20 protein-coding genes, 1 tRNA gene and 1 pseudogene are annotated in these 22,412 nt (G+C 62.5%); 17 read left to right on the forward strand and 5 right to left on the reverse strand.

Annotated features, from left to right (window positions below):
- Positions 1-135 precede the first annotated feature (135 nt).
- The 10 genes from ACNJYB_RS39880 (at position 136) to ACNJYB_RS39925 (ending at position 12,308) form a co-directional block, all read left to right on the forward strand.
- Positions 136-1,446, forward strand: a complete 1,311-nt coding sequence (locus ACNJYB_RS39880) for an MFS transporter (protein WP_439372014.1) — start codon at positions 136-138, stop codon at positions 1,444-1,446.
- A gap of 112 nt (positions 1,447-1,558) precedes the next feature.
- A complete protein-coding gene (locus tag ACNJYB_RS39885; protein WP_439372016.1) occupies positions 1,559-3,595 on the forward strand; it encodes an acyl CoA:acetate/3-ketoacid CoA transferase in 2,037 nt (678 codons plus the stop codon).
- A gap of 106 nt (positions 3,596-3,701) precedes the next feature.
- Positions 3,702-4,886 carry a substrate-binding domain-containing protein gene (locus ACNJYB_RS39890; RefSeq protein ID WP_439372018.1) on the forward strand — a complete coding sequence of 395 codons (1,185 nt, stop codon included), beginning with the start codon at positions 3,702-3,704 and terminating at the stop codon, positions 4,884-4,886.
- 189 nt (positions 4,887-5,075) lie between these two features.
- The gene (locus ACNJYB_RS39895; protein WP_439372019.1) at positions 5,076-5,840 is read left to right on the forward strand and encodes an ABC transporter ATP-binding protein; all 765 of its coding nucleotides are present in this window, start codon (positions 5,076-5,078) and stop codon (positions 5,838-5,840) included.
- A complete protein-coding gene (locus tag ACNJYB_RS39900; protein ID WP_439372021.1) occupies positions 5,837-6,559 on the forward strand; it encodes an ABC transporter ATP-binding protein in 723 nt (240 codons plus the stop codon). Before ACNJYB_RS39895 ends, ACNJYB_RS39900 begins: the two co-directional genes overlap by 4 nt.
- Positions 6,556-7,566, forward strand: a complete 1,011-nt coding sequence (locus tag ACNJYB_RS39905; protein ID WP_439372023.1) for a branched-chain amino acid ABC transporter permease — start codon at positions 6,556-6,558, stop codon at positions 7,564-7,566. The genes ACNJYB_RS39900 and ACNJYB_RS39905 overlap by 4 nt, the downstream gene beginning before the upstream one ends.
- Complete coding sequence (locus tag ACNJYB_RS39910; RefSeq protein WP_439372024.1) at positions 7,563-8,648, forward strand: branched-chain amino acid ABC transporter permease; 1,086 nt, start codon at positions 7,563-7,565, stop codon at positions 8,646-8,648. The genes ACNJYB_RS39905 and ACNJYB_RS39910 overlap by 4 nt, the downstream gene beginning before the upstream one ends.
- Positions 8,649-8,823: 175 nt before the next feature.
- The gene (locus tag ACNJYB_RS39915) at positions 8,824-11,931 is read left to right on the forward strand and encodes an EAL domain-containing protein (protein ID WP_439372025.1); all 3,108 of its coding nucleotides are present in this window, start codon (positions 8,824-8,826) and stop codon (positions 11,929-11,931) included.
- The gene (locus tag ACNJYB_RS39920; protein ID WP_439372027.1) at positions 11,903-12,223 is read left to right on the forward strand and encodes a hypothetical protein; all 321 of its coding nucleotides are present in this window, start codon (positions 11,903-11,905) and stop codon (positions 12,221-12,223) included. The genes ACNJYB_RS39915 and ACNJYB_RS39920 overlap by 29 nt, the downstream gene beginning before the upstream one ends.
- A gap of 8 nt (positions 12,224-12,231) precedes the next feature.
- Positions 12,232-12,308: transfer RNA gene (locus ACNJYB_RS39925), tRNA-Arg, on the forward strand.
- A gap of 174 nt (positions 12,309-12,482) precedes the next feature.
- Here ACNJYB_RS39925 and ACNJYB_RS39930 read toward each other — a convergent pair.
- Positions 12,483-13,226 (reverse strand): HNH endonuclease, encoded by a 744-nt coding sequence (locus ACNJYB_RS39930; protein ID WP_439372029.1) that lies wholly within the window; start codon positions 13,224-13,226, stop codon positions 12,483-12,485.
- A gap of 290 nt (positions 13,227-13,516) precedes the next feature.
- Between ACNJYB_RS39930 and ACNJYB_RS39935 the strand changes: the two genes are divergently transcribed.
- Together ACNJYB_RS39935 and ACNJYB_RS39940 are read left to right on the forward strand one after the other, a co-directional pair.
- Positions 13,517-13,681, forward strand: coding sequence for a hypothetical protein (locus ACNJYB_RS39935; protein ID WP_439372031.1), 165 nt, complete (start codon positions 13,517-13,519; stop codon positions 13,679-13,681).
- Between the two features lie 351 nt (positions 13,682-14,032).
- A complete protein-coding gene (locus ACNJYB_RS39940; RefSeq protein WP_439372033.1) occupies positions 14,033-14,239 on the forward strand; it encodes a hypothetical protein in 207 nt (68 codons plus the stop codon).
- 24 nt (positions 14,240-14,263) lie between these two features.
- On the opposite strand, the gene ACNJYB_RS39945 is transcribed toward ACNJYB_RS39940, so the two are convergent.
- Positions 14,264-14,650: a response regulator gene (locus ACNJYB_RS39945; protein ID WP_439372035.1), complete on the reverse strand. Its 387-nt coding sequence runs from the start codon at positions 14,648-14,650 to the stop codon at positions 14,264-14,266.
- Positions 14,651-14,844: 194 nt separating this feature from the next.
- Here ACNJYB_RS39945 and ACNJYB_RS39950 point away from each other — a divergent pair, with 194 nt between their 5' ends.
- Entirely contained in the window at positions 14,845-15,189 is a 345-nt protein-coding gene (locus ACNJYB_RS39950; protein ID WP_439372037.1) for a response regulator, read from the forward strand.
- 219 nt (positions 15,190-15,408) lie between these two features.
- Here ACNJYB_RS39950 and ACNJYB_RS39955 read toward each other — a convergent pair whose 3' ends face one another.
- Positions 15,409-15,660: a hypothetical protein gene (locus ACNJYB_RS39955; RefSeq protein ID WP_439372039.1), complete on the reverse strand. Its 252-nt coding sequence runs from the start codon at positions 15,658-15,660 to the stop codon at positions 15,409-15,411.
- Positions 15,661-15,671: 11 nt separating this feature from the next.
- On the opposite strand from ACNJYB_RS39955, the gene ACNJYB_RS39960 reads away from it, so the two are divergent.
- A complete protein-coding gene (locus ACNJYB_RS39960) occupies positions 15,672-16,997 on the forward strand; it encodes an IS5 family transposase (RefSeq protein WP_439371789.1) in 1,326 nt (441 codons plus the stop codon).
- Positions 16,998-17,231: 234 nt separating this feature from the next.
- On the opposite strand, the gene ACNJYB_RS39965 is transcribed toward ACNJYB_RS39960, so the two are convergent.
- Entirely contained in the window at positions 17,232-17,408 is a 177-nt protein-coding gene (locus tag ACNJYB_RS39965; RefSeq protein ID WP_439372041.1) for a hypothetical protein, read from the reverse strand.
- A gap of 175 nt (positions 17,409-17,583) precedes the next feature.
- Positions 17,584-17,709, reverse strand: a complete 126-nt coding sequence (locus ACNJYB_RS39970; protein ID WP_439372042.1) for a hypothetical protein — start codon at positions 17,707-17,709, stop codon at positions 17,584-17,586.
- A 171-nt stretch (positions 17,710-17,880) separates the two neighbouring features.
- Between ACNJYB_RS39970 and ACNJYB_RS39975 the strand changes: the two genes are divergently transcribed.
- The 3 genes and pseudogenes from ACNJYB_RS39975 to ACNJYB_RS39985 all read left to right on the forward strand — a co-directional run bounded on the left by ACNJYB_RS39975 (position 17,881) and on the right by ACNJYB_RS39985 (position 22,375).
- Complete coding sequence (locus ACNJYB_RS39975) at positions 17,881-20,445, forward strand: arylsulfatase (protein ID WP_439372044.1); 2,565 nt, start codon at positions 17,881-17,883, stop codon at positions 20,443-20,445.
- Positions 20,446-20,629: 184 nt separating this feature from the next.
- Positions 20,630-20,836 (forward strand): annotated as a pseudogene (locus tag ACNJYB_RS39980) (ABC transporter substrate-binding protein); the annotation flags it as partial.
- A 33-nt stretch (positions 20,837-20,869) separates the two neighbouring features.
- Positions 20,870-22,375, forward strand: a complete 1,506-nt coding sequence (locus ACNJYB_RS39985) for a DUF5939 domain-containing protein (RefSeq protein WP_439372046.1) — start codon at positions 20,870-20,872, stop codon at positions 22,373-22,375.
- Positions 22,376-22,412: the final 37 nt, after the last annotated feature.

Consider the following 22,412-nt stretch of genomic DNA (forward strand, 5'->3'; position numbering starts at 1 on the left):
CCCGAAGCATTCGCTGAATCTGCTGGATTTTCAGCCAATTTGCGCAAACCTGTGGCATCTGGCGCGGAGCTTGCTCTTCGCTTTGCACAATGACGCATGCTGCACGTGCGCATTCACAACCAGGGAGGACGCAAGATGAGTGAAGCGATCTCGGTCCATCAGCTTCAGACGAGACAGCCCTCGCACGTCACGGTCGCCACCGCGAGCCTGATCGGCACGGCGATCGAGTGGTACGACTTCTTCCTCTACGGCACGGCCGCGGCGCTGATCTTCAACAAGCTGTTCTTTCCGACCTTCGATCCAATGATGGGCACGCTGCTGGCGTTCGCCACCTACGCGCTCGGCTTCATCGCCCGCCCGCTCGGCGGCGTCGTGTTCGGGCATTACGGCGACAAGATCGGTCGCAAGACCATGCTCTATCTGACGCTGCTGATCATGGGCGCGGCGACCGCGGCGATCGGTTTCCTGCCGACCTATGAAACCGCCGGCATCTGGGCCGCGATCCTGCTCGTCACCTGCCGCCTGATCCAGGGCTTTGGTCTCGGCGGCGAATGGGGCGGCGCGGTGCTGATGGCGGTCGAGCATGCGCCCGCGGACAAGAAAGGTTTCTACGGCAGCTGGCCGCAGCTGGGGGCGCCGCTCGGCCTCGTGCTCGGCACGCTGGTATTCTCCGTGGTCTCCGCACTGCTCACCGACGCGCAGCTCTATGCCTGGGGCTGGCGCATCCCGTTCCTGTTCTCGATCGCGCTGGTGCTGGTCGGCCTGTGGATCCGCTTCACCATCGCGGAATCGCCGGAGTTCCAGAAGGTCAAGGACACCAAGCAGGAAGTCAAGATGCCGATCCTCGAGGCTATCCGGATGTACCCCAAGAACATCCTGCTCGCGATGGGCGCGCGCTTCGCCGAGAACGGCTTCTTCTACATCTACGCGACCTTCGTGCTCGCCTATGCCACGCAATCACTCGGCATGAACAAGCAGGACATGCTCAACGGCGTGCTGATCGGCGCGGCGATCGAGACCTTCACCATCCCGGCCTTCGGCGCGCTCTCCGACCGGCTCGGGCGGCGGCCGATCTACATCTTCGGCGCGGTGTTCTCGGCGCTGATGTCGTTCCCGCTGTTCATGCTGCTGTCGACCAAGAACCCGCAATACGCCTGGATCGCGATCGTGCTCGGCCTCGCCGTCGGCCATGCCGCGATGTACGGCCCGCAGGCGAGCTTCCTGTCGGAGCTGTTCGGCACCAAGGTGCGCTACAGCGGCGTCTCGCTCGGCTACAACCTCGCCTCGATATTCGCCGGCGCGCTGTCGCCGCTGATCGCGACCGGATTGATGACGGCCTACGCGCCGGCGACCTGGCCGATCTCGCTCTACATGATCGCGCTGGCGCTCATCACCATCGTCTCGGTCTATTTCGCGACCGAGACACGCAAGGTCGCCCAGCCCTGAACGCGCCTCCGCGACGCCGGAGCGGCTGGTCGCCGGCCGCTCCACGCGATACGAATGGAGGCAAGCAAGAAGAACCGCCATGCGGTCCGCAACAGACATGGGAGGGAATGCCATGAGCCAGCATCCTGCCTTGCCCTATTTGCGCAACGCCGAGAAGGGCAAAGTCGTCACCGCCGCGGAAGCCGTCATGCTGATCCGTGACGGCGACACGGTGGCCACCGGCGGCTTCGTCGGCATCGGCTTTGCCGAGGAGATCGCGATCGCACTGGAGGAGCTTTATCTGTCCAACGAGGGCGATGCGCCCTACACGCAAGGCAAGCCGCGCAACCTGACGCTGGTCTATGCGGCCGGCCAGGGCGACGGCAAGCACCGCGGCCTCAACCATTTCGCGCATGAAGGCCTGGTCCGGCGCGTGATCGGCGGGCATTGGGGCCTTGCGCCGAAGCTGCAGCAGCTCGCGATCGCCAATCAGATCGAGGCCTATAATCTGCCGCAGGGCGTGATCACCCACCTGTTCCGCGACATCGCGGCGCGCCGGCCCGGCCACATTACCCGCATCGGCATGGGCACCTTCGTCGACCCCCGGCATGGCGGCGGCAAGCTGAATGCGCGCACCACCGAGGACATGGTGGAGCTCGTCACGCTGCGCGGCGAGGAGTGCCTGCTCTACAAGGCGTTCCCGATCAATGTCGGGATCATCCGCGCCACGACGGGCGATCCCGACGGCAACCTCACCATGGAAAAGGAGGCGCTGACGCTGGAGGCGCTCGCCATCGCCATGGCGGCGCATAATTCCGGCGGCATCGTCATCGCCCAGGTCGAGCGTGTCGCGGAGAGCGGCAGCCTCAATCCGCGCCAGGTCAAGATCCCCGGCATCCTCGTCGACTGCGTCGTGGTGGCGAGACCTGAGAACCACTGGCAGACCTTCGGCACGCAATACAATCCGGCGTTCTCGAGCGAGATCCGTGTCCGCGCCGCCTCGCTGCCGGTGATGCCGGTCAGCGAGCGCAAGATCATCGCCCGGCGCGCCGCCCTCGAGCTCAAGGCCAACAGTGTCGTCAATCTCGGCATCGGCATGCCGGAAGGAATCGCCTCGGTTGCCAATGAAGAGCGGATCATCGACCTCATCACGCTGACGGCGGAGCCGGGCGTGATCGGCGGCATCCCGGCGAGCGGCATCGATTTCGGCGCTGCGATCAACACCCAGGCGGTGATCGACCAGCCCTATCAGTTCGACTTCTACGACGGCGGCGGCCTCGATGCCGCCTTCCTCGGCCTCGCCCAGGTCGACCGTGCCGGCAATCTCAATGTCAGCAAGTTCGGGCCGAAGCTTGCCGGGGCCGGCGGCTTCATCAACATCAGCCAGAGCGCCAAGGAGGTCGTGTTCGTCGGCACGTTCGGCGCGGGCAAACAGCGCATCGCGGTGAACGACGGCAAGCTCGTCATTCTCGACGAAGCCAAATCGCGCAAGTTCGTCGACAAGGTCGAGCACGTCACCTTCAGCGGCCCGTTCGCCGCCGCGCGCAAGCAACGCACGCTCTATGTCACCGAACGCTGCGTGCTCGAGCTCAGGCCGGACGGGCTCGAGCTCACCGAAATCGCGCCCGGCATCGACATCGAGCGCGACATCCTGCGCCTGATGGACTTCAAGCCGCTGATCCCGCGCGACCCTGCGCTGATGGACGCCCGCATCTTCCGCGACGGTCCCATGGAGCTGCGCGAGCGCCTGCTCACCATCCCGCTCGACCAGCGCTTCACTCTGGACGAGCAGCAGAACCTGTTCTTCGTCAATCTGGAGCGCTATCCGCTGCGCAGCAAGGCGGAGATCGACACCATCGCCGATATCGTCGAGGCGAAGCTCGCACCGCTCGGCCGCCGGGTCTACGCCATCGTCAATTATGACAATTTTTCCATCCTGCCCGAGCTGATGGACGACTATTCAGCCATGGTGCGCAGCCTGGTCGACCGCTTCTATTCCGGGGTGTCGCGCTACACCACGTCGGGCTTCCTGCGCATCAAGCTCGGCGAAGCCCTGGAGAAGCGCGGCGTCGCGCCGCATATTTTCGAGAGCGCGGAGGAAGCGCAGTCGGATCGACGTCAGGCCGAGGGAGCCGCCGCAGCACCTGCCGTCCGGCGAGCCCAAAAATGATGCATGGTCCAAAGAGCCGGCACGCTCGGCCGGAGGTTCAATTGCAATGTTCGTAGTGTTGTGCAAATCGCTGTTGCCGAGAAACTTTGAATCAGGAGGGACCATCGTGCGTCGATCATTCATCATAACAACAACCATCCTTGCCCTCGCCGCGAGTACCTCCGCACGGGCCGACGATCTCAAGGTCGCGCTGATCTACGGCAAGACCGGTCCGCTGGAAGCCTATGCCAAGCAGACCGAGACCGGCCTGCAGATGGGTTTCGAGTACGCCACCAAGGGAACCATGACGCTCGACGGTCGCAAGATCGTCGTCATCACCAAGGACGACCAGGGCAAGCCGGACCTGTCCAAGGCCGCGCTCGCGGAAGCCTATCAGGACGACAAGGCCGACATCGCGATCGGCACGACCTCGTCGGCCGCGGCCCTCGCCATTCTCCCGGTGGCCGAGGAGAACAAGAAGATCCTGATCGTCGAGCCCGCCGTTGCGGACCAAATTACCGGCGAGAAGTGGAACCGCTACATCTTCCGCACCGCGCGCAACTCCTCGCAGGACGCGATCTCCAACGCGGTCGCGATCGGCAAGCAGGGCGTCACCGTCGCGACGCTGGCGCAGGACTACGCCTTCGGCCGCGACGGCGTTGCCGCCTTCAAGGAGGCACTGGCCAAGACCGGCGCAACGCTGGCAGCGGAAGAATATGCCCCGACGTCGACCACCGACTTCACCGCGGTCGGCCAGCGCCTGTTCGACGCGCTGAAGGACAAGCCGGGCCGCAAGATCATCTGGGTGATCTGGGCCGGCGCCGGCAATCCGCTGGCAAAGCTCCAGGACATGGACCCGAAGCGTTACGGCATCGAGCTCTCCACCGGCGGCAATATCCTGCCGGCGCTCGCCGCCTATAAGGGTCTGCCCGGCATGGAAGGCGCGACCTATTACTACTATGAGATCCCGAAGAACCCGGTGAACGACTGGCTGGTCGCCGAGCATCAGAAGCGCTTCAACGCGCCACCGGACTTCTTCACCGCGGGCGGTTTTGCCGCCGCGATGTCCGTGGTCGCCGCCGTCACCAAGGCGAAGTCCACCGACACCGAGAAGCTGATCACGGCGATGGAAGGCCTGGAGTTCGACACGCCGAAGGGCAAGATGGTGTTCCGCAAGGAAGACCATCAGGCGCTGCAGAGCATGTACCACTTCAAGGTCAAGGTCGATCCGAACGTCGCCTGGGCCGTGCTCGAGCCGGTGCGCGAGCTGAAGATCGAGGACATGGACGTTCCGGTCAAGAACAAGCGGTGAGATGGTGTTCACCTCTCCCGCTTGCGGGAGAGGTCGGATCGCATCGTCAGATGCGATCCGGGTGAAGGGCCTCTCCTCTTGGGGATTGTCCCCGAGCGGAGACACCCTCTCCCCTGCCCTTCCCCGCAAGCGGGGGAGGGGCGCACCGCGACGGCGGATCAATCCAGTTTCATCATTTTCAGACGTTCAATGACGCTCACCCTCGAAACCCGCGACCTCACCATTCGCTTCGGCGGCCACGTCGCGGTCAACAACGTCACCTGCACGTTCCGCCCTGGCGAGCTCACCGCCATCGTCGGGCCGAACGGCGCCGGCAAGACCACTTATTTCAATCTGATCTCGGGCCAATTGCGCGCATCGAGCGGCAACATTTTGTTCGATGGCACCGACATCACCCAGCACTCGGCGCCGATGCGCACGCGTGCTGGCCTCGGTCGCGCTTTCCAGCTCACAAATCTATTTCCCAATCTCACCGTGGAAGAGAACGTCCGCCTCGCCGTGCAGGCGGCGAACGGCACCCATTACGACATGCTGCGGCCCTGGATGCTGCGCGGCGACCTGATCGCGCGGGCAGATGCCATCCTCGACCAGGTCGCCCTCGGCAATCGTCGCGGCGTCGCCGCCACCGCGCTGTCACATGGCGACCAGCGCAAGCTCGAGGTGGCGCTGATGATCGCGCTGGAGCCGAAGGTGTTCATGTTCGACGAGCCGACCGCCGGCATGAGCATCGACGAGGTGCCTGTCGTCCTCAATCTGATCGCGCAACTGAAACAGGACAGGAGCAAGATCATCCTGCTGGTCGAGCACAAGATGGACGTGGTGCGCTCGCTCGCCGACCGCATCATCGTGCTGCATAACGGCCAACTCGTTGCAGATGGCCCACCGGCCGAGGTGATCGCTTCGCCGATCGTGCAGGAAGCCTATCTGGGCGTAGCACCGAAGAGTGCCGCATGACCGACCTGCTCAAACTCTCCGGCGTGCACACCCATATCGGGCGCTATCACATCCTCCAGGGCATCGATCTCACTGTGCCGCAAGGACAGGTCACGATGCTGCTCGGCCGCAACGGCGCCGGCAAGACCACGACGCTGCGCACCATCATGGGCCTGTGGCAGGCTTCCAGCGGCGAGATCACCCTCGCCGGGATGCGCATCGAGAGCCGCGCCACGCCCGACATCGCCCGGCTCGGCGTCGGCTATGTGCCGGAAAGCATGGCCGTGTTCTCCGACCTGACGGTGAAGGAGAACCTCGTGCTCGCGGCGCGCGACGGGCCGCTCGACGACACCCAGCTCGACTGGATCTTCGGCTTCTTCCCCGCGCTGCGCCGGTTCTGGCTGTCCCGCGCGGGGAGCCTCTCGGGCGGGCAGAAGCAGATGTTGTCCATCGCGCGCGCCATCATCGAGCCGCGCAAACTGCTGCTGATCGACGAGCCGACCAAGGGGCTGGCCCCGGCCATCGTCATGGCGCTGATCGAGTGCCTGAAGGAGATCAAGCGCAAGGGCGCAACAATTCTTCTGGTCGAGCAGAATTTCTTTGCCGCCCGCGAGCTCGGCGACAGCGTGCTGGTGATGGACAACGGCACCATCGTCCATCGCGGCGTGATGGCGGCGCTCGCCGCCGACGTGCCGCTGCAGGAGCGGCTGCTCGGCCTGAGCCTGGAGGCGCATCAGTGACTGACCTTGCTGCAACCGATCCATTGCCGAAGCCGAAGCGCGACATCGCGCCGGTGCTGCTGCCGATCGCGCTCGCGCTGCTGATGATCCCGCTGATCGGATCGACTTCTTCCTGGCTGACCCTGACCGCAGCGAGCCTTGCCATGGGCATGATGATCTTCATCATGGCCTCGGGCCTCACACTGGTGTTCGGGCTGATGGACGTGCTCAATTTCGGCCACGGCGCCTTCATTGCCGTCGGCGCCTATGTCGCAACCCTGGTGCTGGCGCCGTTCGCGGCGTCGATCCAGGCGGATTCGCTCTGGATGAACCTCGCGGTGCTGGCCCCGGCTGCGCTGCTCTCGATGGCGGTATCAGGCGCGCTCGGCCTCGTCGTCGAGCGGGTGCTGATCCTGCCCGTCTACGGCCAGCATCTGAAGCAGATCCTGATGACGACCGGCGGCCTGATCGTCGCCGAGCAGACGCTCTATGCTCTGTGGGGACCGCAGATCATCCCGATGCCGCTGCCGGCCTCGCTGCGCGGCTCCTTCATCCTCGGCGACGTCGCAATCGCCAAGTACCGCGTGCTGGCGATGCTGATCGGGCTTGCCGTCTTCATCGCGATCCAGCTCGTGCTCAACCGCACCAAGGTCGGCCTCCTCATCCGCGCCGGCGTCGAGAACCGCGAGATGGTCGAGGCGCTCGGCTATCGCATCCGCCGCCTGTTCCTCGGCGTGTTCATGACGGGATCGGCGCTGGCGGGCCTCGGCGGCGTGATGTGGGCGCTCTATCGCGAGCAGGTGCACGCTTCCATGAGCGACGACCTTACCGTCCTGATCTTCATCGTCGTCATCATCGGCGGCCTGGGATCGATCGGCGGCTGCTTCATCGGCGCGATTCTGGTCGCCATGGTCGCCAATTACGGCGGCTTCCTGGTGCCGAAACTCGCCCTCGTCTCCAACATCCTGCTGATGGTCGTCATTCTGATGTGGCGGCCGCGCGGCCTCTATGCGGTGACCAGCCGATGATGATCCTCTCCGGCGATCCGCCGCGCAGCCGTGTGCTCACGCTTCTCCTCGTCGTCATCATCCTGGCGCTGGCGGCGACACCGTTCCTGTTCCCGGGCGCCAAGGCGCTGAACGTCGCGGCCAAGATCTGCGTCTTCGCCGCGCTAGTCGCCTCCTACGATCTGCTGCTCGGCTATACCGGCTCGGTGTCGTTCGCCCACACCATGTTCTACGGCATCGGCAGCTACGCCATCGCCATCGCGCTCTACGGCATGGGGCCGAACTGGGCAGCGGTCGCAACCGGCATCGTCACCGGCCTGCCGCTGGCGGCCCTGCTCGCGCTCGCCATCGGCCTGTTCTCGCTGCGGGTCGCCGCGATCTTCTTTGCCATGATCACGCTCGCGGTCGCCTCCGCCTTCCAGGTGCTGGCCTCGCAGCTGTCCTGGCTGACCGGGGGCGAGGACGGCCGCAGCTTCCAGCTGCCGCAGCTGCTGCGCCCCGGCACCGTGCTGATCTCCAAGAACCTGTTCGGCTTCGAGATCAACGGCCGGATCCTGACTTTCTATCTGGTGTTCGCGATCTCGGCGCTGATGATCCTCGCCTTGCTGCGGGTGGTGAACTCGCCGTTCGGCCGCGTGCTGCAGGCCATCCGCGAGAACCGTTTCCGCGCCGAGGCGCTCGGCTTCCGCACCGTCTTCCATTTGACCTACGCCAACTGCATCGCCGCCCTGGTCGCCGCCAGCGCCGGCATCCTGAATGCACTATGGCTCCGCTACGCAGGTCCCGACACTTCGCTAAGCTTCTCCATCATGCTTGACATTCTGCTGATGGTGGTGATCGGCGGCATGGGCACGATCTACGGCGCGATCATCGGCGCCACCATCTTCATCCTCGCCCAGAACTATCTGCAGTCGCTGATGGGCGTCGCCTCCAAGGCGGCGTCGGAAGCCGGCCTGCCGCTGCTGCCGGGACTCTTGCATCCCGACCGCTGGCTGCTGTGGCTCGGGCTGCTCTTCATCGCCAGCGTCTACTTCTTTCCGACCGGCGTGGTCGGACGGCTGCGCCATGGGGGCGGCAAGAAGACCGAAGGCGCCTCGCATTGAGCATTGATTAATTATGCCGCGCCGCGATTGCCGCGAGCGCAACGCAACTGCGGCGTGCTTCGCGCCTTGCGGGGCGCGGGAGCGAGAGCGCTACCGGGCTTAATGGTTGGGTAACTGGTTTTCCTAAGCTTTGCGCCATTTGTGCGGTGTATTCCTGTCCTTGCAGGGAGGGGGAATGCGCCAGGTCTTTTCCACGATGGCAGCCGGAACATCCCTAGCCGCGAAAAACGGCTGGGCGGCCTCGGCGCGGCGTGGCCCTGTCCTGTGGCTCACCCTGTGCGGCGTGCTGCTGGTCGCGGGCATCTTCGCCGTGACCGCCATGGCCGTCGGCGAATTCCGCGAGCGGACGCTGGTCAACCGCGAGCGCGAGCTGGAAAAAACGGTGCAGCTGATCGCGCGCCACTTCGATCAGCAGTTTGAGGACTCCGATGTCGTCGCGGCCGATCTCATCGGGCAGATGAACCTGCCGGAGATCACCTCGCCCGAGATGTTCCGCGAGCGCATGTCCGGTGCCGCTGCGAACCAGATGCTGCGCAGCAAGGTCAGCTCGGTGTCCTATCTCGGCGACATCGCGATCTACGATGCCGACGGCGAGCTGATCAACTGGTCGCGAGGCCAGCCGCTGCCCAAGATCAACATCTCCTCGCGCGCCTATTTCCAGACGCTCAAGTCGGACCCGATGTCCGAGCCGGTGCTGCTCGAGTCCGTCCGCAGCTTCATCATCGGCAAATGGACCACGGTCGTCGCGCGCCGGCTCAACGGCACCGACGGCACCTTCTTCGGCGCCATGGTCCGACGGATCGATCCGGACAGCTACCAGAACTATTTCGCATCCGTGGCGCTCGCGGAAGGCACGGCGATCGCGCTGTTCGACCGCGAGGGCAAGATGCTGGCACGCTACCCCCATGTCGAGGAGCTGATCGGCAGGAGCTTCAGGGATGCGCCGCTGATGCGGAAGGTGCTGACCAAGGGCGGCCAGCACACGCTTCGCGTCAAGGGCCCGGTCGACCTCGAGGAGCGGCTCGGCTCGGCGGCGTCGCTGAAGCACTTCCCGCTCGTCATCGTCGCCACCAACACCACGGCTGCAGCGCTTGCGGACTGGCGGCAGCAGACCGGTTTCATGGTCACCACGGCCGCGCTTTCGGCCGCCGTGATCGCGCTGATCCTCTACCTGATCATTCGCCAGATCAACCGGCAGAACCGCGAGGCCCAGGAGCGGATCGAGGCGGAACGGCTGCGGCTCGACACCGCCCTCAACAACATGTCGCAAGGGCTAATTCTCTACGACGCGAACGGCTACATCGTCACCTGCAACCGCCGCTACGCCGACATGTTCGGCCTTTCGCACGACGTCATCAAGCCAGGCTGCCACGTCCTCGAAGCGATGCGCCACCGCAAGGAGCGCGGTGCGTTCGAGGGCGACGTGGAGGAATTCTACGCCGAGGTGATGAGAGTCGTCACCGAAGGCACCGTCTCCACGCGGACCCATCAACTGCCCAATGGCCGGGCCTTCCAGGTCATCAACACCCCGCTCGCGCAGGGCGGCGTCGCCACCATCGAGGACATCACCGACCGCCGCAACCTCGAACAGGAGCGCGATCGCAACCACACCTTCCTGCGCGAGATCATCGATCACATTCCGTCGCAGATCACGGTGAAGGACGCTCAAAGCCGCCAATATCTGCTGGTCAACCGCATCGCGGAGGAGGTCTTCAACGAAACGGGCGAGACGATCGTCGGCAGGACGGCCACCGATATCCTCCCGGCACCCGACGCCGATATCGTCAAGCGCGACGACGACGCCTTGCTGCAATCGCCCGACCGGCTGTTGCTCAGGGAACAAAGCTGGGAAAGACGGACGGGCGGCCAGCGCCATACCATCTCGAAGCGCATCGGCATTCGCGACAAGGCTGGCGAGCCACGTTACATCATCAACGTGATCGAGGACGTCACCGAGCGGCGGCGCGACCACGAGAAGATCGCGCATATGGCGCATTACGATGCACTGACCGATCTGCCGAACCGCACGCTGTTCCGCGAGCAGATCGAGCGCGAGCTGGAGAAGGTCGCGACCGGCGCGCAGTTCGCACTGCTCTATATCGACGTCGACGAATTCAAGGGCATCAACGATTCGCTCGGCCATCACGTCGGCGACGAGCTGCTGAAGGCGATCGCGACCCGCCTGCGCGGCTGTCTCAAGAAAGGCGACCTGATCGCGCGGCTCGGCGGCGACGAATTCGCGGTGATCCAGACCGGGATCCAGTCCTCGGCCGACGTGCTGTCCTTCGTGACGCGGATCTACGAGGCAATCCGTCAGCCCTATCACTGCCTCGGCCACCAGCTCTCCACCGATGCGAGCATCGGCATCGCGCTGGCGCCGCAGGACGGCGCCGATCTCGACCAGCTCGTCAAGAACGCCGACCTTGCGATGTACGGTGCCAAGGCCGGAGGCCGCCGCACCCACCGTTTCTTCGAGCCCGAGATGGACGCGAGCGCCAAGGCGCGCCTGACCATGGAGCAGGATCTGCGCCACGCCCTGGTGAACGGCGGCTTCGAGATCCACTATCAGCCGCTGGTCGATCTGCGCTCGGGCGCGGTCACCGGCTGCGAGGCCCTGCTGCGCTGGCGCCACCCCGAGCGCGGCATGGTGTCGCCGGCGGAGTTCATTCCGATCGCCGAGGATACCGGCCTGATCAACGAGCTTGGCGACTGGGTGCTGCGCATGGCCTGCAACGAGGCCGCGACCTGGCCGGCGCATATCCGCGTTGCGGTCAACGTCTCGCCGGTGCAGCTCAAAAGCGACACGCTGGCGCTCAGGATCGCCAGCGCGCTCGCCGCCTCGGGGCTTGACCCGCGCCGGCTCGAGCTCGAGATCACCGAGGCCGTGCTGATCCGCGACGACGAGGCGGCGCTGTCCATCCTGCACCAGCTCCGTTCGATCGGCGTGCGCATCGCGCTCGACGATTTCGGCACCGGCTACTCCTCGCTCAGCTACCTGAAGCGCTTCCCGTTCGACAAGATCAAGATCGACCGCTGCTTCGTCGCCGACATCGCGGAGACCAGCGGCGCGCCCGTGATCGTGCAGGCGGTGGTGAACATCGCCGCCGCCAGCAGCATGACCACGGTCGCAGAGGGCGTCGAGACCGAGGCCCAGCGCGAGATGCTGCGCAACCTCGGCTGCACCGAGATGCAGGGCTATCTGTTCAGCGCACCGAAGCCGGCTGCCGAGGTGCGAAAGCTGTTCGGCAAGGGCGATGCCGCGCCGGTGGCGGCGGTGGCCTGATGGCGAGGCCAAACAAGGCTCGGGCGAAGGCCGCCAGACCGGCGACGAATGCCTGCGCGTGATCGCCTCGGTCGTCAGCCGTCATGGCTGCGCCGACCGGCTGCTGCTCGAGGCCGACGAGGCGCTCTACGTGGCCAAGCGGGTCGGCCGCAACCACGTCATCTGCGCCGAAAGGGCGCTGGCCGAGTTCGCATTCCTCGGCCGGGTGGCGGTTCCTGGTTCTTTCCGCCAAATTGGCCTAGCGCGGGGAGGCGAGAAGCGGTTGCCCACTCCGCGCCAATCGGCTAAATGAACCGCATTGCACCCGTAGCTCAGCTGGATAGAGCGTTGCCCTCCGAAGGCAAAGGTCACACGTTCGAATCGTGTCGGGTGCGCCAGTAAGATAAGCGTTTTTCTGAATTTTTCATCTTCTGAACAAAGCTTGCCGGAAGCATACCGGAAGCACCCATTTAGCCCGCAACCTTCCATCTGAGCCCTCCACTTCAACTCCATGCTCCGCATTCACGTTCGCGGGGCCGCCCCGTTTGGTCGCTTGCTGGCGCCGGAAGAGCCTATCTTTTGGCATCACCGTCCTTAGAGATGAGCAATAGGTTGTAAAGCCGCTCGAATCCGTCCTGCTTCCGATCTTCGACAGGTTCTCCGTCGCAGATGAGCAGTTCGCGCCAGAACGGGATCAATTCGGAAAGGATGGGTCTACGGGGCAGCACTCGCAGTAGAACCGCTGGGAAAAAATTCAACTGCAAGAGGTGCGCGAGTTTCTCCCAAAGAGTCGAGTTCAATTTTTCAGTGTTACATCGTCTGCAACAACAGCGCAGATTGTCGGGGTCATCGGTGCCTAGAATTTGCGGTACTACATGATCGACACTAGGGGCGTTTGGCGCATAACGGGAGGAGCCGAAGTCTTTGGGAGTTGGTTGACCACAAAGATAGCAGCGGAAACCATCGCGTTCGAAGATGGCCATTCGGTTCAGAGCGATGGGGCGCAAGCCATAGGTAAGGCCATAGTCGCAGTACTCCGAACAATGCGCTCGCCGGTGAGCGGCGAGCACAGATGGGGGTGCTGCTGGAATGGCGATCTCACGCCCTAAATCCGGCACGAAGAGGGTGCCGCAGTATTGGCATTCACGCGATTCTGAGTCCGGCATGCCGTCGTACCACAGCACGCGCCGGTGGGGCGACTTTCTCATCCTCTCCATGAACCGGCGATGGGGCGGCTCACGCTTGTACACTTCCTGTAGATAAGCGGCGTTTAGCGCTGGCAGCGATGCTAAGAGCGACGGAAGGCGATGGTTCATGGTTCCTTACCCCCAACCATTCTTGTTGTTCGCGCTCCCGTTTGCAACTTCCGAAGCGCGAGCGGGGCCTGATCTTTCAGGCAGGTGGTGGCAGGTCGCGGGCCAGCGACGGAGCCGCCGCTGAGCAACTCGTCGCGCTGAAGCGGTGAGGCTGCAAACTGGGACGTCCGAGTTGATAAGGATTTCTTCACCTTCATCTAGGGTTACGTCAGAATTGGCTATGGCCGAGCGCTTCGCGTTGATTCTAGAGTCAGACAAGCCGCTGCTGGGGGCCAAACGGAGTTGTCCGAATGGGTGTGGCAGGCTGGCGCTTCGCGCGGTTCAAGAGAACTCTTATCGGGCGGGCGGCGGTTGTCGCTGTGCTGGAAGAGTTGCCGTTTATCTGCCCCGTGGTGGTCGCAGTCGGCTCGCTGATCATGATTGGGATCACGCTCTACAGGGATTGGCCGCAGTGAGGGGTCCGCTTTGCTCCTAAAGCGACACTGCTGCTGCGGAGTAGCGAAATGACGTGATGGGCCAGAAGACGACGTTAGAGGCGCTCGGCTAAGAGTGCCGGTTGATAAAAGTTGGTTCGAGGCGGCCTGCCGCGACAATAGCAGTGGGTAACCCTATCAGCTTGTGCGTGCTGTCGTAGGTTATTGCAGGAACTCCGATTTCGATACTTTGATCCTGTTGTCACCGGCAGCGGTCAACTAGGCGTTGGTGGCTGAGAGCGACCAGCGCTCCCGCCTGTCAACTACTGCGAAAGCCGTTCTTGATCAAACAGCGCGGCAGCACGTTCCTGCGTTCTTCGTTGGAGAACAGCATTGAAAAAGAAGATGAGTGATCCTGTCGCGGACTTACGCTATGTGATCCGAGCGGCTGAAGGTCGCTTTGTGCTGTGGGATAACACGCGCCTCGACCAGCCGCTATCTAAGCATCGCTCACTGGCTGCGGCCGAACACACGAAGGACATCCATGCCCGCATCGACCGCCTTATCAGGGCAGGACGTAGACGGCGCGAGCCAGGATGATCGCAGCCAACAACTCATGCGACATTACTCAGTCGGCGGCGGCGTATCGTTTAGCAATTGAGAAACAGCCGTGACGACCTGCGCGGGCGCGAATGGCTTGGTTAGGAGAACGCTGTTGGGCACGCCACGCGACGCCCACTCGTCAGCAGCAGCTCCGGTCATGTAAACCACGGGAAGGTCGGCGGATAATTCTCTCGCGCGTTTTGCCACCTGCCAGCCCGTGTGCTCGTCCTGCAAATTAATGTCTGTCACAAGCGCGCGGTATTTGCGGTCGTCATCAAGCAGCGCTAGCGCCTCCTGACCGGAGGCCACTACCTCGGTCTCAAAGCCTCCCTCTGCCAGCGCCTCCCGGACCATTTCCGCAATGAGGTAATCGTCCTCGACAATCAATATCCGCAATGGACTTTGCACGGCCCGCCCTCCAGCCCACATCGTTGTGGCTGCGTGCTAAGTACAAAAGTGCACACAACGTTCCAATCTGCATTAGGGGCGCCGGGGAATTTGTGAGAGACAGCCTTTTTGACGAGCGCTAGGACCGGTTCCATGTTACCAGATCAGCCCTCCTGATTAGAGAAGGTCACTGAGCAGTAGCTAAGGGGCAGCCAATGGCTTCGGTGTTTTTGGTGGAGGATGAAGTACTCATCCGCATGATGGTCGCCGAGATGGTGACGGAGCTTGGCTATACCGTCGCGGCCGAAGACGGTGATTTGCCTTCGGCGTTGGAGCACGCAAAAGACGATGCCTTTGATCTCGCCGTGCTCGATGTAAGGCTAGGCCCCGATAGCATCGCGCCTGTGGCGAAGGCTCTCGCGCATCGCAACATCCCGTTCGCGTTCGCAACGGGTTATGGAGCGGACGGAGTGCCAGAGGAATTTAGCGGACGACCATGGCTGCAAAAGCCGTTTGCGATAGAACAGCTTGAACGCTGCTTCGCTCAACTGTTGCCATAACGATAAGCAGACCATCGAAACAAGCATCAACCGAGGCGGCTTTACTCGCTCGTGCTGTTCTCGTCCCAATGCAGTGTGGCCCTCTCTGTTTTAAGGTCTTCGACGACTACAGCCACCCGCATGCGGCCGAACGCCGAATGCGCCCGGTTCTTGACCTTCACCAAGTGGCCGCACCGACCGCCCCGGTAGTCGCGCTGGCGATGCTTCGAGACCAAGCCCTCAAGCCCCATCCGGGCACGCTGCATCGAGCAGGTCGGGACCGATCTCGCCGCCCACGCTGGGCGATGCCCTCACGGTAAACGGCTGTCTATAGTCCACCGTGAAGAATGCAGATCCACCTGACAGATAGACAGAATTTGTCTCGGTAAAGTATTCGATTTTGCAGGAAAGCTGGGTGTTGTACCTGGCTTTCTTGCGTTTTGGGATTTTGCTCTTGAGCGATTCGTGATTCCCTGACGGCGTCGTCGACATTGGGGAATGCGATGAGCAAACCGCGGGATGATCGCCAGAAAGACCTGCTGCTTCCGGCGCTGGATCAGATCATCGACATGGGTCATCCGCTGGTTCGGTTGGCGGCGCTGATCGACTGGAAGTTTCTGGATGAGCGCTTTGGTTCGGTGTGCCAGGCGGGGTCGGGGCAGCCTGGCCTGCCGACGCGGCTTGTCGCCGGCCTGTTCATTCTGAAGCACATGCACAACCTGTCGGATGAGGTGCTGTGCGCCCGCTGGATCGAGAATCCCTACTACCAATACTTCTGCGGCGAATTGAGCTTCTGCCACCGGCTGCCGTTCGATCGATCGTCGATGACACGCTGGCGTCATCGGCTCGGGGAGGAGCAACTCGTCGCGCTAATTCAGGAAAGTCTGTCGGTGGCGCACAAGACTGGCGCGATCGGCGCCAAGGACCTGGAGCGGGTGGTGGTCGATACCACAGTGCAGCCCAAGGCAGTTGCGCATCCGACCGATGCACGGCTGATGCATCGGGCCATCATCAAGCTCGTCGGGCTCGCCAAGCGCAACCGTGTGCCGCTGCGCCAGAGCTATCTGCGCCTGGCCAAGCGCGCCGCCATCATGGTCGGCCGCTATACCCACGCCCACCAGTTCAAACGCGCCCGGCGCCAGCTCAAGTTTCTGCGGACACGGCTTGGCCGGATCATCCGCGACATCCGCCGCAAGATTGATGGCGATTCGGTGCTGGAAGCGCGGTTCGGCCCGCTGCTCGGTTTAGCGCAGCAGGTGCGCAGCCAGGATCAGCATCAGCGCGGTCCGAAGGTCTATGCGTTACATGCCCCTGAGGTCGAGTGCATCGGCAAGGGGAAAGCCCGCGCGCCTTACGAGTTCGGGTGCAAGGTCAGTATTGCCACCCCTGTGACGTCTCCGAAGGGCGGGCAGTTCGTGCTCCATGCCAAGGCGCTGCATGGCAATCCCTTCGACGGGCACACGCTCGGCCCTGTGATCACCGATATGGAGAAGCTCACCGGCGTGGAGGCCCGCCGCATCCACGTCGACAAAGGGTACCGCGGCCACAACCACCCGCATCGGTTCAGGGTCTGGATCTCGGGTCAGGTCCGCCGCGTTACGGCTACCATCCGGCGCGAGATGAAACGTCGCGCGGCTGTCGAGCCTGTCATCGGCCACGTCAAGGCCGAGCACCGCATGGACCGCAACTATCTCAAAGGCCGCGCTGGTGACCGCATCAACGCTGTTCTCGCCGCAGCCGGATACAACTTCGGACTGCTGCTGCGATGGCTCGCAGGACTCTTACGTGCCATCATCCTGGCGCTTGCCCCGGCCCAAAAGATCGCTTGAAACGCCATTCGGCCGCGTTCTTCACGGGGGACTCTATAATGTGCCGTCTATAATTTTGGCTTTACTTCCAAGTATCTTGCCGACTCCTCCGGTGACCGCATCAAGCTCATCGTCTCGCAAGACCGCCATGTCGTCATTGGCGCGCGGCGGCTCGTTCTCTCGGGCAGTCTTTTGAGGCTGAGCCGTGGTCTGCTTCCTTGGTGGAGGTGCGGATGCCGATCGCGATGCTTGGAACTAGGAGTTCCGCGCGGCTGTCGCCAGACTCTCCCCGATATTCTTGATGACGTTGGAAAATGCGTTTTGAAGCATGCTGAACGAGCTTCCGCCGGAAACCGAATCGAGTTCGTCGTCTCTCAGGACTCGATTCTGCTCGGGGCGGATTGGCTTGCTGGGATGTGTCATGCTGTTCATGGCTTTCATCCTTAATGAGTGTGGAAACCCGCGCGAACGCTATATGACGGCGAGAATATAACAGTGATCTACATCACTCGTCCGAGCGCCTGGGTGCCCTTTCGGCAAGCGCCCGAGCTACCAGCGCCTCGACGAAGCCCGCGAACCCTTCCATCCTCTTGCGGTCAGTATTGTCTCATTGGAAGTTTTCTTGCACGGCAGATGGAAGCCCATATACGGGGCCGAGCAGAGTGAGTGTCGCGAGACTGACCGCGCCTAGACCACGCGCGACGAGCAGCAGCAGCGCGATCACCGCGTACATGTCGGCTATCGGCGGAAGACCAGAACCAGCTCAGTGCAGCGCTGACGTTTGACCCGAAGCCGAGCTTTCAGGCCCGTAGGCGGACTGTTGATCTAGATCAACGATGCGTTGCGGCATTGTGTCTGGGGTACGCGCCCACAGGGTTCTGATGTCTCCAAGAGGGAGCTTCCAATGGCGCGTACCCGTCAGGACGACAATAGCCCGAAGCCAGAAAGCCGCTTTCTAAGCCGCCGCAACTTACTGCTGCTTTGCGGCACCACACTCTCCGCCGCTTATTTGCTGTGCGCACTGGGAACAACCAGCCTCGCGCAGCAAACAACCGGCACACCAGGCTCGCCCGGCGCTACGACGACGATTGACGGAAAATATCTTCCGTCGCCACCGCCGAAGTTCGGCGGCGTGATCAATCTGCAGGCCAGCCAATCGAAACCATATTGGCCTGCACGGGTGGTGCCGCCCAAAGGGGCGCCCAACGTGCTCCTGATCATGACCGATGATCAGGGTTACGGAGTTTCCGGGACCTTTGGAGGCGTCGTCCCGACGCCAGCGATGGATCGCATTGCGGAGATGGGTCTGCGCTATACCCAGTTTCACTCCACGGCCCTATGCTCGCCGACACGCGCGGCGCTGATCACCGGCCGCAATCATCATTCGGTTGGGTTCGGCATCATCTCGGAACAGGCAACCGGCTATCCGGGTTACGACAGCATCATCGGACCAGAGAGTGCCACTATTGGAACGATCCTGAAGCAGAACGGGTTCGCCACCTCCTGGTTCGGCAAGAACCACAACACGCCGAGCTATCAGTACGGCGCGTCGGGACCGTTCGACCAATGGCCCATCGGCATGGGTTTCGACTATTTCTACGGCTTCCTCGGCGGCGAGACGGACCAGTGGACGCCGTATCTGTTCAAGAACACCACCCAGGTTTTCCCCTGGATTGGCAAGCCCGGCTACAATCTGACAACGGATATGGCGGATGAAGCCATCGCGCACCTGCGACAGCTCAATGCCGCCGCTCCGGATCAGCCGTTCTTCCTTTATTACGTGCCCGGCGGCACCCATTCGCCGCACCAACCGACCAAGGAATGGATCGACAAGTTCAAGGGCAAGTTTGACATGGGCTGGAACGCCCTGCGCGATCAAATCTTCGCCAATCAAAAGCGGCTTGGTGTAGTCCCCGAGAACACGCAGCTCACGGCATGGCCTGACGACCTGCAGATGTGGGAGACTTTAACTGCCGATGAAAAGAAGCTGTTCGCACGGCAAGCTGAGGTGTACGCCGGTTATGTCGCCTACACCGACCACGAGATCGGTCGCGTGATCCAGGAAGTGCAGGACCAAGGCAAGCTCGACAACACGCTGATCATCTACATCAGCGGTGACAACGGGACGAGCCCTGAAGGCACTGTGCGCGGGACACCGAACCAATACACGGCGTACAACGGCATATTGGACCTTCCCATTGCCGAGCAGTTGAAGGCATACGACGCCTGGGGCTCGGCAGCGACCTATCCGCACATGGCGGTGGCCTGGTCATGGGCCTTCGACACGCCATTCAAGTGGACGAAGCAGGTCGCGTCGCACTTCGGCGGCACCCGGCAGGGCATGGCGATCTGTTGGCCGAACCGTATCAAGGATGCGGGGGGCATCCGCACCCAGTTCCACCACATGATTGACATCGTGCCGACCATCCTGGAGGCAACCGGCATTACCGCGCCGTTGATGGTCAACGGCATCGCGCAAAAGCCGATTGAAGGTGTCAGCATGACCTACACCTTCGACAAGTCGAGTGCCAACGTGCCGTCCGCGCGAACAACGCAGTATTTCGAGATGTTCGCCAACCGCGCCATCTATCACGACGGCTGGATCGCTGCGACAACGCCACCTGCGCCGCCTTGGCTCTTGGGGACAGCCAAGATGCCCGAGGATGTCGTCAATGGTTACAAATGGGAACTCTACAACATTGCGGAGGACTACTCGGAGAGCAATGACCTCGCTGCAAAAATGCCTGACAAGCTGCGCGAGTTGCAGGAGCTGTTCATGGTGGAGGCGACGAAATACAACGTGTTTCCGCTGGACAACTCGGTCCTTTCGCGCGTCGTAGCGCCAAGGCCAAGCGCGACCGCCGGTCGGGACATTTTCACCTACTCAGGTGAGTTGTCGGGGATCCCAACAAGCGATGCACCCAGCATCCTGAATAGGTCCTACACAATCACCGCCGAAGTGGACATTCCGGGCAGTTCTGCTTCGACGGTTGGGCGTACGGGCGCGCAGGATAGCAGCGAAGGGATGATCGTCACCCTCGGCGGCCGTTTCGGTGGCTACGGACTGTATCTGCTCAAGAGCAAGCCGGTTTTCGTCTATAATTTAGCCGACCTCGAACGCTTCCGCTGGGAAGGCAAGGACGCGCTCACGCCGGGCAAGCACACCATCGTGTTCGATTTCAAATACGATGGACCCGGCTTCGGCAAGGGTGGCACGGGCATCCTGAACGTGGACGGTAAGGAGGTCGCGACCAACAACGTCCCGCACACCCTTCCATTCATCATGTCTATCGACGAAACCTTCGACGTGGGTGTCGATACACGTACCCCCGTTGACGATAAGGACTATCAGGTGCCATTCCGCTTCACCGGTAAGATTGACAAGCTCACCGTCAAAGTCGGGCCGGTACATCTCTCCAGTGAGGAGCATCAGGTCGTCCGGCACGCGCGAGCCGGCGCGAACAACTGATGCCTCAGCAATCCGGCCGGGCGTCCTTCTCTGGGGGGCCGGCCGGACGTGCCGGTGTCCAGCGAAATCCGTCGAACATCGCGTGGCGCGCCGTGTCAGGTCCTGCGCCTCCTGCTGTTTGCGCTCGGCGAGCAGGCGGGCGGGAACGGTCACATCGCGGACGGGCATGGGACCGGCGCCGGGACGGGAGGACGTCATTGCGGCGCTCGATCACGCCGGGATCGCCGAGGGGCCGGGCGGTCCGGCGGAAATGGTTCCGGGCCAGCACCACGTCCGCATGAACATGTATATCGCCCAGGCGAAGAACGGCCGTTTCGAGATCGTCGAGAGCTTGGGGGCCATCGATCCGGACGAGGCGATGGTGCCGTCCGTCGCGGAGGGAGACCGATAGCGTAGTCGGCCCATCAAAAAGGGGGTGCTTGAGATGAGTGTCCTGTCTCCGGTCAACGAGAGCCTCCTGAGCCAGCGCCTCGGCGCGCTCGGATCGGTAAGAAGCTGGGCGCCGAATGTCCTCTCGGAGCTCGAACACTTCATCCGTACTGCCGACGACTATGATCTCTTTCGCGTCAACCCTATCCAATACGGCCGCCTCGTCGGCCTGTCCGAGGCGGACGCGATAGAGCTGTTCGTGCACACCGCCAAGGTGGGCCTGTTCGACATGGACTGGCTGCTCATCTGCGCCTATTGCCCGCAGGTCGCGGGCAGCTTTCGCGAGCTCGATCAGGTCCATCCACGCTTTCAGTGCGCGTTCTGCGACGCGATCAACGATGTGTCGCTGGACGACTACATTCAGGTCACCTTTACGGTCTCGAGTGGCGTGCGCGACATCATATTCCGCCATCCCGAAATGTTGTCTGTCGAGGATTTCTATCTGCGCTACAACTTTTCCAAGGGCTTCATCGCTCCGCACGGGATGACGCACCAGCAGCTCGTTGCTGCGCTCTCACGAGGGTTCGCCGATATCCAGGCCCATGAGCACCGCAGCTTCGACTTCGATGTCACGGCTGGCCGTTTCGAGGTGCTGGACCTCTGCCATAAACTTCTTTTAGTCTTCTTCGCGGGCGGGGAGCCGGCAGAACCGCAGGGGACGCTGGTCCAGCTCGAGTCGGGCCGCCTTGTGCTACCGGACCGGCCCACGGCACCGAGAGACATGGTCCTCGGCGACGGACGCTTTTCGTTCCGGCAGACGGCCGATCTCAGCCCAGGCAAGCACACCATCCGGATCGACAACCGCAGTGACGATCGCGGTCGCTTCTGGTTCGTCCAGTATCCCCCAGGTTTCGAGCCCCATCTGGTCGAATATGAGCCGTTTCTTTCCGGCAAGCGGTTGCTGCTCACCCCGAGTTTCCGCGAACTCTACAAGGCGCAGCTTGTTGATGAGGGCGAGAGCATCAAAGTCTCAGATATGACTTTCCTGTTCACCGATCTGAAGCAGTCGACTCCGCTGTATGAAAGCGTGGGTGACGTGAATGCATATTTTTTGGTTCGTCAACACTTCGAGATCTTGAACACGATCATCCGGGAACGATCCGGCACCATCATCAAGACGATCGGCGACGCGGTCATGGCGGGGTTCGAGCGTCCCCAGGATGCCGTTTGCGCCTCCATCGAGATGATCGAAGAACTGTCCAGATTCAACCGGACCGCTTCGCGGCCGCTGGGCCTCAAGGTCGGCGTCCATAGGGGGCGGGCGATTGCGGTGAACCTCAACGACCGGATCGACTATTTCGGACAGGACGTGAATATCGCCGCACGCGTGCAAGGTCTCGCCGACGTCAACGAAGTTTGCATCAGTGCAACGGTCATGGAGGCGCCGGGGGTCAGCGACATCGTCAATTCACGCTCGGTGTCGCGCAACTACGAGAACCTGAAGGGTATCGGTCAAAAGATGGAAGTCCATCGCGTAACAATCACGCCGACGCAGACATAAACGACCGCGGTGCTGCCGCGACGCGAAGGCCGACGGT

The sequence above is a fragment of the Bradyrhizobium sp. SMVTL-02 genome, from assembly GCF_051853005.1.
Classification (GTDB): Bacteria; Pseudomonadota; Alphaproteobacteria; order Rhizobiales; family Xanthobacteraceae; genus Bradyrhizobium.

Excerpts from the sequence above, each read along its gene's own strand:
- ACNJYB_RS39895 (WP_439372019.1), top strand. The coding sequence starts at position 5,076 with ATGACGCTCACCCTCGAAACCCGCGACCTCACCATTCGCTTCGGCGGC.
- ACNJYB_RS39975 (WP_439372044.1), top strand. The coding sequence starts at position 17,881 with ATGGCGCGTACCCGTCAGGACGACAATAGCCCGAAGCCAGAAAGCCGC.
- ACNJYB_RS39965 (WP_439372041.1), bottom strand. The coding sequence starts at position 17,408 with ATGAACAGCATGACACATCCCAGCAAGCCAATCCGCCCCGAGCAGAAT.
- ACNJYB_RS39915 (WP_439372025.1), top strand. The coding sequence starts at position 8,824 with ATGCGCCAGGTCTTTTCCACGATGGCAGCCGGAACATCCCTAGCCGCG.
- ACNJYB_RS39955 (WP_439372039.1), bottom strand. The coding sequence starts at position 15,660 with ATGTCGACGACGCCGTCAGGGAATCACGAATCGCTCAAGAGCAAAATC.
- ACNJYB_RS39880 (WP_439372014.1), top strand. The coding sequence starts at position 136 with ATGAGTGAAGCGATCTCGGTCCATCAGCTTCAGACGAGACAGCCCTCG.
- ACNJYB_RS39910 (WP_439372024.1), top strand. The coding sequence starts at position 7,563 with ATGATGATCCTCTCCGGCGATCCGCCGCGCAGCCGTGTGCTCACGCTT.
- ACNJYB_RS39935 (WP_439372031.1), top strand. The coding sequence starts at position 13,517 with ATGGGTGTGGCAGGCTGGCGCTTCGCGCGGTTCAAGAGAACTCTTATC.
- ACNJYB_RS39950 (WP_439372037.1), top strand. The coding sequence starts at position 14,845 with ATGGCTTCGGTGTTTTTGGTGGAGGATGAAGTACTCATCCGCATGATG.
- ACNJYB_RS39930 (WP_439372029.1), bottom strand. The coding sequence starts at position 13,226 with ATGAACCATCGCCTTCCGTCGCTCTTAGCATCGCTGCCAGCGCTAAAC.
- ACNJYB_RS39885 (WP_439372016.1), top strand. The coding sequence starts at position 1,559 with ATGAGCCAGCATCCTGCCTTGCCCTATTTGCGCAACGCCGAGAAGGGC.
- ACNJYB_RS39920 (WP_439372027.1), top strand. The coding sequence starts at position 11,903 with ATGCCGCGCCGGTGGCGGCGGTGGCCTGATGGCGAGGCCAAACAAGGC.
- ACNJYB_RS39970 (WP_439372042.1), bottom strand. The coding sequence starts at position 17,709 with ATGTACGCGGTGATCGCGCTGCTGCTGCTCGTCGCGCGTGGTCTAGGC.
- ACNJYB_RS39960 (WP_439371789.1), top strand. The coding sequence starts at position 15,672 with ATGAGCAAACCGCGGGATGATCGCCAGAAAGACCTGCTGCTTCCGGCG.
- ACNJYB_RS39985 (WP_439372046.1), top strand. The coding sequence starts at position 20,870 with ATGAGTGTCCTGTCTCCGGTCAACGAGAGCCTCCTGAGCCAGCGCCTC.
- ACNJYB_RS39900 (WP_439372021.1), top strand. The coding sequence starts at position 5,837 with ATGACCGACCTGCTCAAACTCTCCGGCGTGCACACCCATATCGGGCGC.